Raw genomic sequence first — 14,835 nt, forward strand, 5'->3', positions numbered from 1 at the left:
CAGCATACTGCCGAATGCGTAATATTGCGTCAATGCATGGTTCCGTACATCTACGTGGCCGAGGTGCCCAAACCGGGCAGAATCCACGAGAAAGTGACGTTATTCGCCGCCTGACAGCAGCGAGCCCTGCATCCTGGCGCTGCGCAAAAGGGCAAGGAATGCCCCAAAAGATGCAAGCAACAGCACCGCGTTGATGGCCAACGCGCTCAGCATCAGATCGGTCCTGAAGGTGTTTTCGATCAGCAGCGCGCGCATCCCTTCGAACACGTAGGTCGGCGGCAGCGTCCAGGCGATGTATTGCAACCAGACCGGCAGCACGCTGACGGGATAGTAGACGCAGGCGAGCGGCATGATGCCGAACATCAAGGTCCAGACGATGCTCTCGGCGCCGAGGCCGTTTCGCAGCACCAGTCCGGAGACGAAAATGCCGACCGACCAGCTCGTGAAGATCAGATTGCAGAAGAACGCGATCAGCGGCACGCCGAGCGCATAAACATTGAAGTGAAACAGGAATAACGCGAGCAGCGTCATGGGGATGACGCCGATCGCGAGCCGGATCAGGCTCATGATCATCAGGGACAGCAGAAATTCGATCGGCTTCAACGGGCTCATCATGAGATTGCCGAGGTTGCGCGCCCACATCTCTTCCAGGAACGAGATCGAAAAGCCGAGCTGCCCGCGAAACAGGATGTCCCAGAGAATGACGGCGCCGATCAGGGTGCCGCCGGCACGCGCGAAGAAGTTGGCATTCTGCGCGATGTAAAGCTGCAGAAAGCCCCAGGTGATGACCTGCAGCGCCGGCCAGTAGAGCAGCTCGAGCAGCCGCGGCCAGGACGACAGCAACAGGTACCAATAGCGCAGGATCATCGCGCCAATGCGGTGGACGGAGATGCCGCGGTGGAGGGAGAGTTCGGTCATTGCGGCACCGCGTAGCCCGAATGAGCGAAGCGATATCCGGGACCTTGCTGGCGGCGTTCCCGGGTATCGCTTCGCTCACCCGGGCTACGGTCGCAACATACGGCCTGGCTCATCGTGCCACCTCCTGCGCGCCGTTCACCCTTCCGCGCGCGACGTCCAGAAACACCTCTTCCAGCGTGGTGCGGTTGTAGCGGGCCATGATGGCTTCGGGCGTATCGTCGTCCTCGATACGGCCGCGCTTCATGATGATGACGCGATCGCAGAGCCGCTCGACCTCGAGCATGTTGTGCGACGCCAAGAGGATGGTGGCGTTGTTCGCCATGCGATAACGCTCCAGATGCCCCCGGACCCAGTCGGCGGTGTCGGGATCGAGCGAGGCGGTCGGCTCGTCCAGCAACAGCAGCTCGGGCTGGTTGATCAGCGCCTTGGCAAGCGCAACGCGCGTCTTTTGTCCTGCGGAGAGCTTGCCGTTGGCGCGGTCGATGAACTCGGTGAGATCGAGATCGTCGGCGAGCTCAGCGATGCGATCGGAGAGGTTCTTCACCGCATAGAGCTTGCCGAACACCGTGAGGTTCTGACGCACCGTGAGCCGCATCGGCATGTCGACATAGGGGCTCTCGAAGTTCATCCGACCCAGCACGGACGCGCTGTCCTCCGGCATCCGATGCCCGAGCACCTGCACGCGGCCGGAGGTCGGCAGCACGAGGCCCATGATCGTCGCGATGGTCGTGGTCTTGCCGGCGCCGTTGCCGCCCAGCAGCCCGGTGATGCTGCCGCGCGGAAGCGAAAAGGAGATGTCGTCGACGGCGCGGGTCTGCTTGTAGACCTTGACCAGGTGATCGACCGCGATTGCCGCGGAGAGGCTGCGATCCGCGACAGTCGGCCAGCTTGAAGCCTTGTCATTCTCCGTCATGCTGGGCGTTCTTCTGCTATTGCAGCGGAGAGCGCAAGGCTTGTAATCCGGCGGTTCCGTGAGCCGCGCGCTTGTGATCGAGAAGGCACCGCCCCATTGGCCGAAATGACCGAACTTGCCGCTTCCGACTTTCGCCCCGCGCAGCGGCATATCCGCCTGGATACGATCCTCCGACTGCGCTGGCTCGCGGTGCTCGGCCAGCTCGCCGCGATCTTCATCGTGGCGCAGGGGCTGGAATTCAATGTCGAGATCGTTCCCTGCGTCAGCATCATCGCCCTGTCGGCGGCGCTCAATCTGGCGCTCCAGACCGTGTCCAATCCGCTGCAGCGGCTGGAGCCGATGCAGGCGGCCGGACTGCTCGCGCTCAACATCGTGGAGCTGGCGGGTCTCCTGTTCTTCACCGGCGGACTCCAGAACCCGTTCTCGTTCCTGTTCCTCGCGCCCGTGCTGATCTCCGCGACGGCGCTGCCGGCCCGCTTCACCTTCGGCCTCGGCGTGCTGGCTGTCGCCTGCGCCTCGGTCCTGTTCTTCTTCCATCTGCCGCTGCCCTGGGATTCTGATGATCCGCTGGTGCTGCCGCCGATCTATCTCGTCGGCGTCTGGCTCTCGATCGCGCTCGCGATCGGCGTGACCAGCCTCTACTCGTTCCAGGTCACCGAGGAGGCGCGCAAGCTCGCCGACGCGCTGGCCGCGACCGAGCTGGTGCTGACGCGCGAGCAGCATCTGACCCAGCTCGACGGCCTGGCCGCAGCCGCAGCGCACGAGCTCGGCACGCCCCTCGCGACGATCTTCCTGATCTCGCGCGAGCTGGAGAAGACGGTGAAGGAGCCGAACTTTGCCGCCGACCTGAAGACCCTGCGCGAGCAGACGCAGCGTTGCCGCGACATATTGAGCAAGATCACCCAGCTCTCCTCCACCGGCGCGCCGTTCGACCGCATGAAGCTGTCGGAGCTGATCGAGGAGGTGGTGGCGCCGCACCGCGATTTCGGCGTCGATATCAAGGTGCGCATCGCCGTCGCCATCGTGGCCGAACCGGTCGGCTCGCGCAATCCGGCGATCCTCTACGGCGTCGGCAATATCGTCGAGAACGCGGTCGATTTCGCCCGCACCACCGTCGAGGTGAATGCGTGGTGGAACAAGGACACAATCGAGCTCGTGATCTCCGACGATGGTCCCGGCATTCCGCCTGACATCCTGAACCGGATCGGCGAGCCCTATTTGTCGCGGCGGCGCAGCAAGGACGAAGGCGGCGGCCTCGGGCTCGGCGTGTTCATCGCGCGCACCTTGCTGGAGCGCACCGGCGCCAAGGTCTCGTTTACCAACCGGACCTTTCCGGACCATGGCGCAGTGGTCCAGATCACGTGGCCGCGAGACCGTTTTGAGGCTATCGAGACCTTCGAAGAAACAATAGGATAGGCCGCGACCTTGCGTCGCACAACGGGGCCGATCGACCATTGGCGCCCTTGGCACCGCCCGATTGCGCCGCCATATGTAGACGCGCTGGAGAGAGGACCAAACCTTGAACGCCATCGCCGAACTGAACGAACAGACCGACCGCTCGCTGCTGATCGTGGAGGACGACAAGCCGTTTCTGGAGCGGCTGTCGCGCGCCATGGAAACGCGCGGCTTTGCGGTGACGTCATGCGACACCGTCTCGGACGGTCTGGCGCAGATCGGCAAGGCGGCGCCGGCATTCGCCGTGGTCGATCTGCGGCTCGGTGATGGCAACGGTCTCGACGTGGTCTCGGCGCTGAAGAAGAAGCGCCCCGACGCCCGCGCGATCGTGCTGACCGGCTATGGCAACATCGCCACCGCCGTCACCGCGGTGAAGATGGGCGCGGTCGATTATCTCTCGAAACCCGCGGACGCCGACGACGTCGTCGCGGCGCTGCTATCGACCGGCTCGGACAAGTCCGAGTTGCCGGCGAACCCGATGTCGGCCGACCGCGTGCGCTGGGAACACATCCAGCGCATTTACGAGATGTGCAACCGCAACGTCTCGGAGACGGCACGCAGGCTCAACATGCATCGGCGCACGTTGCAGCGGATTTTGGCCAAGCGCGCGCCGCGATAACGGTGCCGTAGGGTGGGCAAGGCGCAAAGCGCCGTGCCCACCATGTCTGCTTCAATCTTTGACCTGGATGGTGGGCACGCTCCGCTTTGCCCACCCTACGGCATCGCGCTCGCGGCGCCGCTATTCCCAAAACTCCGCATGCCCCTGCGGATCGACCAGCCGGTTGATCCGCAACGCCGCCGCCATGGCGAACCGCACCGTCATCTGCTTGCGCGTGGCCGCAGCGAGCTTGTGCTCGGGCGCCTCGCATTGCAGGTGCGCACCATAGGCATCCGCGATGATCAAGCCGGTATCTTGCGGAAAGATCTCGCAAGGCAGGTCCTGCGTGAAGGCGAAGAACAGCCGGTCGCAATGCGCCCGGTATTCGTGCCATTTCTGATCGGCGCGCAAATCCTCCACCGACGATTTGATCTCGACGATCCAGACCTCGCCGCGTTCGTTCAGCGCGACGAGATCGGCGCGTCGCCCCGAGGGCAGCGGCAATTCGCTGATGCAGGTGAAGCCGAGCGAGCGCAGCAACCGCGCCGTCCCGCGCGCGATCGCCAGCGCCGTCTCGGATTGTCGGCGGTCCGGCGGCGGTACGAGGGCAATGCGGGCGGTGTTGTCCATCGGGGGAGGATAGCCGATTCCTCCGTCGTCGTCCTGGCCTAGTGCGCAATTGCGCACGGGAGCCAGGACCATGACCCCAAGGGATCGTTGGTGCACGAGGGGATCACCACCAGTCCTCGTCAAATTTCGGCCTGTGGTATTCGGTCCTGGATCTGCGCTTCGCTTGTCCAGCACGACGGCGGGGTACGGAACCGCTCTCGCTCTTAACACTTATCACGCAGCCGCCGCACCTCGGCGGAACCACCGAGGCTGCGCGCGCATGATCGACGATCTCTGGTACAAGAACGCCATCATCTATTGCCTGTCCGTCGGCACCTATATGGACGCCAACGGCGATGGCATCGGCGATTTCAAGGGCCTGTTGCGCCGGCTCGATTATCTGCACGGCCTCGGCATCACCACGATCTGGCTGATGCCGTTCCAGACCTCGCCCGGCCGCGACGACGGCTACGATGTCGCGGATTATTACAGCGTCGATGCCCGCTACGGCACGCTCGGCGATTTCGTCGAGTTCACTCATGGCTGCAAGCAACGCGGCATTCGCGTCATCATCGATCTCGTCGTCAACCACACCTCCGACCAGCATCCCTGGTTCAAGGCGGCGCGGAGCGACAGGAATTCGCCCTACCGCGATTGGTATGTCTGGTCCGACAAGAAGCCGGCCAACGCCAATCAGGGCATGGTCTTTCCCGGCGTTCAGAAATCGACATGGACGCGCGACAAGGAAGCCGGCGCCTGGTACTTCCACCGCTTCTACGATTTCCAGCCCGACCTCAACACCTCGAACCCGCGCGTGCAGGCCGAGATTTTGAAGATCATGGGCTTCTGGATCCAACTCGGCGTCTCGGGCTTTCGGATGGATGCCGTGCCTTTCGTCATCGCGACCAAAGGCGCCAAAGTGAAAAAGCCGGCCGAACAATACGACATGCTGCGGACGTTCCGTGAATTCCTGCAATGGCGGCAGGGCGATGCCATCATCCTCGCCGAGGCCAACGTGCTGCCGAAGACGGACATGGAATATTTCGGCCGTGATGCCGACCGCATGCATATGATGTTCAATTTCCAGGTCAACCAGCATCTGTTCTATGCGCTGGCCTCGTCCGATTCCCGCCCGCTGGGGAAAGCGCTGAAGGCGACCAAGCCGCGGCCCGCCTCGGCGCAATGGGGCCTGTTCCTGCGCAATCATGACGAGCTCGATCTCGGGCGATTGACCAAGGCGCAGCGCGACACCGTGTTCAAAAGCTTCGGTCCTGACAAGGACATGCAGCTCTACGACCGCGGCATTCGCCGTCGCCTGGCACCGATGCTCGGTGGCGACCGCCGGCGGCTCGAGCTCGCCTACAGCCTGATGTGCACGCTGCCGGGAACGCCCGTGATCCGCTACGGCGACGAGATCGCGATGGGCGATGATCTTTCGCTCCCCGAGCGCAATTGCGCGCGCACGCCGATGCAATGGTCGACGGAGCCGCATGGCGGCTTCACCACCAGCGACAAGCCGGCCTTGCCCGTCATCGACGAAGGACCGTACGGCTATCCGCACGTCAACGTCGCCAAGCAGCGGCGCGATCCCAACTCGATGCTGAACTGGACCGAGCGCATCGTCCGCATGCGCAAGGAGGTGCCGGAGATCGGCTGGGGCGATTTTTCGATCATCGCGACGCGCGATCCCGCCGTGTTCATCATGCGCTATGACTGGCGCAACAATTCCGTGCTGTTCGTGCACAATCTCGACGAGAAGCCGCGCGAGATCGCGTTCTCGGCGGGGCTGCCAGGCGAGGCCGGCGCGCACCTGATCAATCTGCTCGCGGAGGACCACAGCCACGCCGACAAGCGCGGCCAGCACCGCGTCGTGCTGGAGCCCTATGGCTATCGCTGGTACCGCGTCGGCGGATTGGACTATCTGTTGAAGCGGAGCGATATCGACGGGACGGTGCGAGGGAACAAGCATCCGGGGTAGTCAGTGCGACCACGCACTCCGTTGTCGTCCTGGCGAAAGCCAGGACCCATTACCCCAATAGGTGATTGTTGTACGAAGCTATCACCACGAATCTTCGTCAAACCACTCCCTGGGGCAATGGGTCCTGGATCTGCGCTTCGCCTTGTCCAGGACGACGGTCAGGGTGGCGTGATGATCACGCCCTCGTTGCCGCGCAGATCCAGCACGCCTTCGATCCGCTCTCGCTCGCGATCCAGGAATGTCGACAGCAGAATCTCGCTGCCGAACCTGATCGCGCTGGTGGTGACCGCGATCGGCTCAGGGCCGAGATTGAGCACCACGGTCACCGCCCTGCCCTCGGCCTCGCGGCGATAGATCAGGAGATCGCCTTGCGCGGCAAGCGGATGATAGTCGCCCGCGACCAGCGGCGGACAGCCCTGCCGCAACGCGATCAGACGCTTATAGAGCGTCAGGATCGAACGTGAATCGGCCTCGAGATCGACGACGTTGTTGCGGATGTGATCCTCCGGCAGCGGCAGCCATGGCCTGACGTCCGAGAAGCCGGCGAAGTTGGAAGAATCCCACTGCATCGGTGTGCGGCAGCCGTCGCGGCCGACACCGATGCCGGGCACGTTCTTCTCGAAGGGGTCGCGCACGTCCTCGGGCGCGATCGCGAGCTGATGCATGCCGATCTCGTCGCCATAGTAGAGCGTCGGCGTGCCACGCAGCGTCAGCAGCAGCATGGCGGCGACGCGGGCCTGCTCCGGCCCGACGCGGCTTGCGACGCGTGGACGGTCATGATTGCCGAGCACCCAGTTCGGCCAGGCGCCCTTCGGCAGCGCCTTCTCGTAATCCTCGACGATTTTCTCGATCGAGCGCGCGCTCCAGAAGGTCGAGAGCAGCGCGAAGTTGAACGGCATCTGCGCGCCGGTGAGATCGTTGCCGTAATAGGCCATGAGGCGATGCAGCGGCAGATAGATCTCGCCGATCAGGACGCGGGCATCATAGGCATCCGTGACGCGGCGCATCTCGGCGATGACGTCGTGCACCTCCGGCTGGTCGGTGGAATATTGCGTCATTATCTTTTCGTTCGGCGGCCGGCCCTCGGCATAATGCGGATTGGGCGGGTTGTCGCGGAACTCGGCGTCCTTAATCAGATGCCAGATCACGTCGACGCGAAAGCCGTCGACGCCTTTCTCCAGCCAGAACCGCATCACGTCATAGATTGCCGCGCGGACATCGGGATTGCGCCAGTTGAGATCCGGCTGCTGGGCGAGGAAGGCGTGATAGTAGTATTGGCCGGTGGTCTCGTCGAACTGCCACGCGCTACCGCCGAACTCGGACAGCCAATTATTCGGCACGCCGCCACCCTCGTCCGGGTCGCGCCAGATGTACCAGTCGCGTTTGGGATTGTCGCGCGAGGAACGGCTCTCGACGAACCAGGGATGCTGGTCCGAGGTGTGGTTCGGCACGAGGTCGAGGATCAGCTTAAGGCCGTTGTCGTGCGCGGCGGCGAGAAGCGCATCGAGATCCGCCATCGTGCCGAACAGCGGCTCGATGCCCGTGTAGTCGGAGATGTCGTAGCCGAAATCGGCCATCGGCGAGGGGAAGATCGGCGACAGCCAGATCGCGTCGACGCCGAGCGATTTCACATAAGGTAGCCGCTGCAAAATGCCGGCGAGATCGCCGACACCGTCGCCGTTTGAATCCTGAAAGGAGCGCGGATAGACCTGATAGAAGATGCCGTCGCGCCACCAATCGCTGCCGCCCTGAGCCATGCGGGAAATCCATCCAAAACTGCTTGTTGCGCGGGAGAACGCGGAAGGAGCGCTCCGGTTCAAACCAGCAGGCGAATTGGGACGGCCGTGTGACGATGTCTGCGGTTGTTCCCAGGCCCCGGGGAGAAATCTTTTGCTTGGCGGCATGGCAAAAATCGGCATTGTGGCGCCATGACCGAGCAAAACGAGACACAAGCTGAGGCCAGCGCGAAGGCAGGCGCGATCATCGTCCCCGTGACGCTGTTCGAGCAGAATTGCACCATCATCTGGGACGAGCCTTCCAAGAAGGCCGTGGTGATCGATCCCGGCGGCGACGTGCCGAAGATCCTGGACGCCATCAAGCAGACCGGCGTCACCGTGGAGAAGATCTGGCTCACCCACGGCCATATCGACCATGTCGGCGGCGCGGCCGAACTGCGCGACGAGCTGAAGGTGCCGATCGAGGGCCCGCACGTCGCGGACAAATTCCTGCTCGACAACGTGGTCGAGAGCGGCGCGCGCTTCGGCATGACGGGGGTGCGCAATTTCGAGCCGGACCGCTGGCTCGACGAAGGCGACAGCGTGGCCATCGGCGATCTCCAGTTCGAGATCTATCATTGCCCCGGCCACTCGCCCGGCAGCGTGGTGTTCTTCAACAAGGACTTGCGCTTCGCCCATGTCGGCGACGTCCTGTTCGCGGGCTCGGTCGGTCGCACCGATCTGCCCGGCGGCAGTCACGCGACGCTGATCGACTCGATCAAGACCAAGCTGCTGCCGCTCGGCGACGATGTCGGCTTCATCTGCGGCCATGGCGCCGGCTCGAGCATCGGCCAGGAGCGGATGACAAATCCGTTCATCACCGGCGAGATGTGAGCGCCTATTCCGCGGCGTCTGCGAACGCCGCGGGCTGGCTCAGGTTGCGGTCACCCCATTCGCGGATCGCAGCGACGACGGGCACAAAACTCCTGCCTTATCGGCGCGACGGCCTGAGTTACTTCATCAATCCCGCGGCCGTGAGCGCGCGCGTAATGATCTGGCCGAGATCGAAGCCGCGGGCCTCCTCGCGCTTCGGCTCGGCCGGCTCTTCGGCGATCGCGGCGCGGATCGAGCGCGCCAGATGCGGCGCGGGCGAGCGGGCCGGCGTCGGCTTTGCCTCCGCCTTCTTCGCAGCGTCGGGAATCCAGCCGGTGAGGCCGAAGAATTTGGCGATGTGATAAGACGAGGAGATGCCGGCCTCGATCAGGAACGCGCCTTCCACGCCATAGCGCTGGTCGTTGTCGGCAAGGCCGAGCGGCGTGCCGTGGGCCATGTCGGTGATGGCGTAGGACTCGACGAGCGTCTCGCCGTCCTTGTTCCACCAGGCCTGGCGCGGATAGCCGTCGATGTCAGTTTCCGCCATCGGCGCCTCGGGCAGATCGTGCAGGTCGAGCCATTGCTTGACGATCTCGTTGGCATTGCCGGGATTGACGGTGCGATCGGCGCTGCCGTGCCACACCGAGATCCTCGGCCAGGGCCCGCGATGATTCGAGGCCCGCCGCACCAGATCGCCAAGTTCACGCGCCGGCCGCTCCGGGGAATGAAACATGCCGTCGAGCGCCTCGCGCAGATTGGTCGCGATGCCGTAGGGAAGTCCCGCGATCACCGCACCGGCCGCGAAGACTTCAGGGTAGGTCGCGAGCATCACCGACGTCATGCCGCCGCCGGCCGACAGGCCCGTGATGAAGATGCGCTTGGGATCGACGCGATGCGTTTCCGTCATATGCGCGATCATCTCGCGAATCGAACAGGCCTCGCCACTGTCCCGCGCCGTGTCTTCCGGATGGAACCAGTTAAAGCAGGTGTTGCTGTTGTTGATGCGCTGCTGCTCGGGCATCAACAGCGCGAAGCCGTAGTGCTCGGCGAGCGTCGACCATCCGGCACCGAGGTCGTAGCTTGCCGCCGTCTGGCCGCAGCCGTGCAGCACGACGACGAGCGCGCGCGGCTTCTGCAGTTGCGGCGGCACGAACGCGAACAGGCGCAGATTGCCGGGATTGTCGCCGAAGCCCGTGACCTCTTGCAACGGACTGGACGCATCGGCGCTCCGGCCAAACTCGGCGAAGCGCAATCCGTCCAGCTTTGGCAGACGTCTCAAGAGATCGACATTTCTGGTTAACGACACGGCAGCTCCTAGCAGGCGACGTTCAACGTCCACCCAAACCAAATAGTTGCTGCAGCGCAAAATAAAAAGACCGTGTGCTGTCGATGAGGTGCTAAATCTCAGGAAAGCCTGCAGAAATCAGCACGCATTAACCGCAATGCCTCAACTTCATGCAGATACCCGGCGCATCCACGCCAGGAATGCGGCGCAGATCATGATTAATGTTGCGAACAGTGCGAGCGAGACGAGAAATCCTGCGCGCGCTGATTGCACCGCTTCGACGGCGAAAAACATGGCGCCGATTGCGGCCACTCCGGCCGCATTTCCGACTTGCGCCGTGGTGCCGTACATGCCGGAGGCAGAACCGGCGGCCACAGGCTTCACCGTCGAGAGCACCGCGCCGGAGAGCGGCGCCATCACCAGCCCCTGACCGTAGCCGAACACGATCATGGTGAGCGCGAGCAGGAGCGCGGACGGCGCGTCGACAGAGAACGCGACCAGCGCAAGGGCCGCGAGGCCCGCGATCTGAAGCGCGCAGCCTTCGATCAAGACCCTGGTGCCGCGATGGCGCGCCCGTGCGCCACTATGGCGCGAGGCCACGACGAAAGCGAGCGCGAGCGGAATGAAGGCCATGCCGGCCGCGAGCGGCGGGATTTCAGCCCTCGCTGCATGAACAGCGTCATGACCAGATAGAACGAGAGATTGGCGGAGAAGAAAAAGAACGCCGCGCCAAGGCCGCGCAGGAAAGCGGCGTCCGCCAGCAGCGAGAGATCAATCAGCGGCATGCCGCCGGCGCGTGTCACCGCATGCTCCAGCTTCGGGAACCCCAGGAGGATCGCGGCGCCGACCGCCATCACCAGCCACAGCCACGGTGCCCAGCCGACATCGTGACCCAGCAGCAGCGGACCGATCATGCACAGCAATCCGGCGAACAGGACGATGCTGCCCGTGATGTCAAGCCGTGTGCCGGCGCGATGCGGTGCCGAGGGCATGATGCGCCAGGCCGCCACCGCGATCACGAGACCGCACGGCACATTGACGAAGAACACCGAGCGCCAGCCGGTGCCGGCGAGATCGATCGTGACCAGGAGACCACCGAGCAGAAAGCCCGCGGCACCCGCGAGTCCCAGCACGATGCCGTAGATGGCGAAGGCGCGGTTGCGCTGTTCGTCGGTGAACAGGAGATGCAGCGTCGCCAGCACCTGCGGCACCATCAGCGCGGCGGAGGCACCCTGCGTCAATCGCGCGACGATCAACTCCGAACCGGATCGCGCCAGTCCGCACCACAGCGACGTCAGGGTGAAGCCGAGCAGACCTGCCAGGAACACGTTCCTGGTGCCGTGAATGTCGCCAAGCCGGCCGCCGGTGACGACCAGCGTGGCATAGGCGATCAGGTAGATCGCGATGACGGATTCGATCTGAGCCGGCGACGCCTTCAACTCGACCGCGATGGTGGGAATGGCGACGTTGACCACGAAGGCATCGACGCCGAACATGAACTGGGCGGCCACGACGATCGCCAGCACCCACCAGCGACGCGACGTGTCGACCTGCTTTGTGACGGTTTGATGCATCGGCGCGTGATCCTCGGATGTCCTTGCCGATCATCTCAGACCGCATGCGGCGCCGCGATTACCTCGAAGGTAGGATCCTCGCGCGTTCCGCCTCTCTCAGCGTGCCGGGAGAGGAAGACGACATACGCATGGCTGCATTCCGCCGCGCGGGACATCGCACGATTGCGTTCGCTGTCTCCAGCACGTAGCTTCGCGCCACAAACAAAAAAATGTAAGCCGGAGAGAACGCCATGGCGCGCCTGAAGTTCGGAGCCTTCCTTGCCCCGCATCATCCGATCGGGGAGCATCCGATGCTCCAGTTCCGGCGCGATCTCGACCTGGTCGAGCAGTTGGATAGCCTCGGTTATGACGAGTTTTGGTGCGGCGAGCATCATTCCTCCGGCTGGGAGATGATCGCCTCCCCCGAGATGTTCCTGGCGGCCGCCGGCGAGCGCACCAAGCGGATCAGGCTCGGCACCGGCGTGGTGTCGCTGCCCTACCATCATCCCTACAACGTCGCGCAGCGCATGGTGCAGCTCGACCACATGACCGGCGGCCGCGCCATCTTCGGCTCGGGTCCCGGCGCGCTCGCCTCCGATGCGCATACGCTCGGCATCGATCCGATGACGCAGCGCGACCGCCAGGACGAAGCGATCGGCGTGATCCGCCGCCTCTTCAGCGGCGAGCGCGTCACGGCGAAGAGCGACTGGTTCACCATGAACGACGCCGCGCTGCAGCTCCTGCCGTTGCAGGAGGAAATGCCCTTCGTCGTGGCCTCGCAGATCTCGCCCTCCGGCATGACGCTCGCCGGAAAATACGGAATCGGCATCATTTCGCTGGGTTCGATGACGACTCAGGGGCTGATGTCGCTGCAGCAGCAATGGCAGTTCGCCGAGGACGCGGCGAAAAAGCACGGCACCAAAGTCGATCGCGCGAACTGGCGCGTGCTGCTGACCTGGCACATCGCCGAGACCCGCGAGCAGGCGCGCCGCGAGGCCGGCCCCGGCCTAATGCGCTGGCACAATGAATATAATGTCGGCACGCTGCAACGGCCCGGGCTCACCGCGTTCGCCTCACCCGACGAGGCCGTGGACAAGACCGCTTTCGTCGACGGCGCGGCCTCCGTCATCGGCACGCCCGACGACCTCGTCAAGATGATCAAGAACGTGATGCAGGTCTCCGGCGGAATCGGCGCCGTCATCGGCTTCGTGCACGACTGGGCCAATCCGGAGAACACGCGCCGGAGCTGGGACATGGTCGCGCGCTACGTGGTGCCCGAGATCAACGGCTACATCGACGGCTTGCGCAAGTCGCAAAAATTTGTGATCGAGAACCGCGCGATCTTCGAGCGCGCGGGACAGGCCGTGATGGCCAAGATCATGGAAAACGAAAAGGCCGCCGAGGCGCTGAAGGTGACCGGCGCCGGCCGCGTTGCGATTCCGGCCGTCAATGCGCCGGATTTGCAGAAGGAAGCGGCGAAGCGGTAAGCGCGGAGTCATCGCAGCTGGATTGTGTTATGTTGGCCGGGTCTAGCCAACCGGAGCAATCGTCATGTCGATGCAGAATGTGGCCGCCCCTGCGCACGGCTTCACTCCGCCCAAGCGCAACGAGCTGACCCACATCCCCGGCGACGAAGGCTGGCCGATCATCGGCAAGACCTTCCAGGTGCTCGCGGACCCCAAAGGGCATATCGAGGCGAACGGCGCCAAATACGGCCTCGTCTATCGCACGCATTTCTTCGGCGAGACCAATATCGTGCTGCTCGGCCCCGAGGCCAACGAGCTCGTGCTGTTCGACCAGCAAAAGCTGTTCTCCTCGACCCATGGCTGGAACAAGGTGCTCGGCCTGTTGTTTCCGCGGGGATTGATGCTGTTGGATTTCGAGGAGCACCGGCTGCACCGCAAGGCGCTGTCGGTCGCATTCAAGTCCGGCCCGATGAAGTCGTATCTGAGCGATCTCGACCGCGGCATCGCCGCCCGCGTCGCGCAGTGGAAGGCCAAGCCCGGCGAGATGCAGCTTTATCCGGCGATGAAGCAGCTCACGCTCGATCTCGCCGCCGCGTCCTTTATCGGCGCCGATATCGGGCCGGAGGTCGACGAGATCAACCGGGCCTTCGTCGACATGGTCGCCGCTGCCGTCGCCCCGATCCGCCGACCGCTGCCCGGCACGCAGATGGCGGCCGGCGTCAGGGGACGCAAGCGCATCGTGGCTTATTTCCGCGAGCAGATTCCGCTGCGACGCGGCAATCTCGGCGGTGATGATCTGTTCTCGCAGCTCTGCCGCGCAACCCACGAGGACGGCGCGCTGCTCTCGGAACAGGACATCATCGACCACATGAGCTTCCTGATGATGGCGGCGCACGACACGCTGACCTCGTCGCTGACGTCGTTCATTGGCGAACTCGCGGCAAATCCCGGCTGGCAGGACAAGCTTCGCGCGGAAGTCATGGCGCTGGGGCTCGCCCCTGACGCGCCAAGCAGCTTCGACGATCTCGAAAAGATGCCGCTGTCGGAGATGGCGTTCAAGGAAGCGCTGCGGATCAAGCCGCCGGTGCCCTCGATGCCGCGCCGAGCCGTGCGCGATTTCAGCTTCAAGGGTTTTTCGATTCCGGCCGGCACTGCGATCGGCGTCAATCCGCTCTACACCCACCACATGAAGGACATCTGGCCGGAGCCGGATCGCTTCGATCCGCTGCGCTTCACCGAAGAGGCCCAGCGCAACCGCCACCGCTTCGCCTGGGTGCCGTTCGGCGGCGGCGCGCATATGTGCCTCGGCCTGCACTTCGCCTACATGCAGGCCAAATGCTTCGCGCGGCACTTCCTGCAGAACATCGAGGTGTCGCTGGAGCCCGGCTACAAGCCCGACTGGCAGATGTGGCCGATCCCGAAGCCGCGCGACGGATTGCGGGTGCGGGTGAAGGCGGTTTGAGCATCGCAGT

At 64.0% G+C, this 14,835-nt stretch carries 11 protein-coding genes and 1 pseudogene; 6 read left to right on the top strand and 6 right to left on the bottom strand.

The features are described 5' to 3' along the window. Positions 1 to 99: 99 nt before the first annotated feature. Both IVB42_RS07740 and IVB42_RS07745 read right to left on the bottom strand, forming a co-directional pair. Positions 100 to 918 carry an ABC transporter permease gene (locus tag IVB42_RS07740; RefSeq protein ID WP_018455879.1) on the bottom strand — a complete coding sequence of 273 codons (819 nt, stop codon included), beginning with the start codon at positions 916 to 918 and terminating at the stop codon, positions 100 to 102. A gap of 109 nt (positions 919 to 1,027) precedes the next feature. Beyond that, positions 1,028 to 1,831 carry an ABC transporter ATP-binding protein gene (locus IVB42_RS07745; RefSeq protein WP_085349757.1) on the bottom strand — a complete coding sequence of 268 codons (804 nt, stop codon included), beginning with the start codon at positions 1,829 to 1,831 and terminating at the stop codon, positions 1,028 to 1,030. Between the two features lie 105 nt (positions 1,832 to 1,936). Here IVB42_RS07745 and IVB42_RS07750 point away from each other — a divergent pair, with 105 nt between their 5' ends. Next, on the top strand, positions 1,937 to 3,247 hold the full coding sequence (locus IVB42_RS07750; protein WP_018455877.1) for an ActS/PrrB/RegB family redox-sensitive histidine kinase: 1,311 nt from the start codon (positions 1,937 to 1,939) through the stop codon (positions 3,245 to 3,247). 103 nt (positions 3,248 to 3,350) lie between these two features. Beyond that, complete coding sequence (locus tag IVB42_RS07755) at positions 3,351 to 3,905, top strand: ActR/PrrA/RegA family redox response regulator transcription factor (protein WP_007598178.1); 555 nt, start codon at positions 3,351 to 3,353, stop codon at positions 3,903 to 3,905. A 120-nt stretch (positions 3,906 to 4,025) separates the two neighbouring features. On the opposite strand, the gene IVB42_RS07760 is transcribed toward IVB42_RS07755, so the two are convergent. Then, positions 4,026 to 4,514, bottom strand: a complete 489-nt coding sequence (locus tag IVB42_RS07760; protein ID WP_018455876.1) for an MmcB family DNA repair protein — start codon at positions 4,512 to 4,514, stop codon at positions 4,026 to 4,028. 259 nt (positions 4,515 to 4,773) lie between these two features. Between IVB42_RS07760 and IVB42_RS07765 the strand changes: the two genes are divergently transcribed. Continuing rightward, the gene (locus tag IVB42_RS07765; protein ID WP_018455875.1) at positions 4,774 to 6,471 is read left to right on the top strand and encodes an alpha-amylase family protein; all 1,698 of its coding nucleotides are present in this window, start codon (positions 4,774 to 4,776) and stop codon (positions 6,469 to 6,471) included. A gap of 158 nt (positions 6,472 to 6,629) precedes the next feature. On the opposite strand, the gene IVB42_RS07770 is transcribed toward IVB42_RS07765, so the two are convergent. Continuing rightward, on the bottom strand, positions 6,630 to 8,228 hold the full coding sequence (locus tag IVB42_RS07770) for an alpha-amylase family glycosyl hydrolase (RefSeq protein ID WP_018455874.1): 1,599 nt from the start codon (positions 8,226 to 8,228) through the stop codon (positions 6,630 to 6,632). Positions 8,229 to 8,399: 171 nt separating this feature from the next. Here IVB42_RS07770 and IVB42_RS07775 point away from each other — a divergent pair, with 171 nt between their 5' ends. Continuing rightward, positions 8,400 to 9,080, top strand: a complete 681-nt coding sequence (locus IVB42_RS07775) for an MBL fold metallo-hydrolase (protein WP_018455873.1) — start codon at positions 8,400 to 8,402, stop codon at positions 9,078 to 9,080. Between the two features lie 118 nt (positions 9,081 to 9,198). On the opposite strand, the gene IVB42_RS07780 is transcribed toward IVB42_RS07775, so the two are convergent. Continuing rightward, positions 9,199 to 10,365, bottom strand: a complete 1,167-nt coding sequence (locus tag IVB42_RS07780) for a PHB depolymerase family esterase (protein WP_026233043.1) — start codon at positions 10,363 to 10,365, stop codon at positions 9,199 to 9,201. A gap of 147 nt (positions 10,366 to 10,512) precedes the next feature. Then, positions 10,513 to 11,918, bottom strand: a pseudogene (locus IVB42_RS07785) (MFS transporter). A gap of 230 nt (positions 11,919 to 12,148) precedes the next feature. Here IVB42_RS07785 and IVB42_RS07790 point away from each other — a divergent pair. Together IVB42_RS07790 and IVB42_RS07795 are read left to right on the top strand one after the other, a co-directional pair. Continuing rightward, the gene (locus IVB42_RS07790) at positions 12,149 to 13,384 is read left to right on the top strand and encodes an LLM class flavin-dependent oxidoreductase (RefSeq protein WP_018455870.1); all 1,236 of its coding nucleotides are present in this window, start codon (positions 12,149 to 12,151) and stop codon (positions 13,382 to 13,384) included. 64 nt (positions 13,385 to 13,448) lie between these two features. Next, complete coding sequence (locus IVB42_RS07795; protein WP_018455869.1) at positions 13,449 to 14,825, top strand: cytochrome P450; 1,377 nt, start codon at positions 13,449 to 13,451, stop codon at positions 14,823 to 14,825. Positions 14,826 to 14,835: the final 10 nt, after the last annotated feature.

Source organism: Bradyrhizobium sp. 45, from assembly GCF_023073155.1.
GTDB classification, from domain to species: domain Bacteria; phylum Pseudomonadota; class Alphaproteobacteria; order Rhizobiales; family Xanthobacteraceae; genus Bradyrhizobium; species Bradyrhizobium canariense_D.

Coding starts and splice junctions, on each gene's coding strand:
- IVB42_RS07750 (WP_018455877.1), top strand. CDS start 1,937: ATGACCGAACTTGCCGCTTCCGACTTTCGCCCCGCGCAGCGGCATATC.
- IVB42_RS07745 (WP_085349757.1), bottom strand. CDS start 1,831: ATGACGGAGAATGACAAGGCTTCAAGCTGGCCGACTGTCGCGGATCGC.
- IVB42_RS07740 (WP_018455879.1), bottom strand. CDS start 918: ATGACCGAACTCTCCCTCCACCGCGGCATCTCCGTCCACCGCATTGGC.
- IVB42_RS07775 (WP_018455873.1), top strand. CDS start 8,400: ATGACCGAGCAAAACGAGACACAAGCTGAGGCCAGCGCGAAGGCAGGC.
- IVB42_RS07770 (WP_018455874.1), bottom strand. CDS start 8,228: ATGGCTCAGGGCGGCAGCGATTGGTGGCGCGACGGCATCTTCTATCAG.
- IVB42_RS07790 (WP_018455870.1), top strand. CDS start 12,149: ATGGCGCGCCTGAAGTTCGGAGCCTTCCTTGCCCCGCATCATCCGATC.
- IVB42_RS07795 (WP_018455869.1), top strand. CDS start 13,449: ATGTCGATGCAGAATGTGGCCGCCCCTGCGCACGGCTTCACTCCGCCC.
- IVB42_RS07765 (WP_018455875.1), top strand. CDS start 4,774: ATGATCGACGATCTCTGGTACAAGAACGCCATCATCTATTGCCTGTCC.
- IVB42_RS07760 (WP_018455876.1), bottom strand. CDS start 4,514: ATGGACAACACCGCCCGCATTGCCCTCGTACCGCCGCCGGACCGCCGA.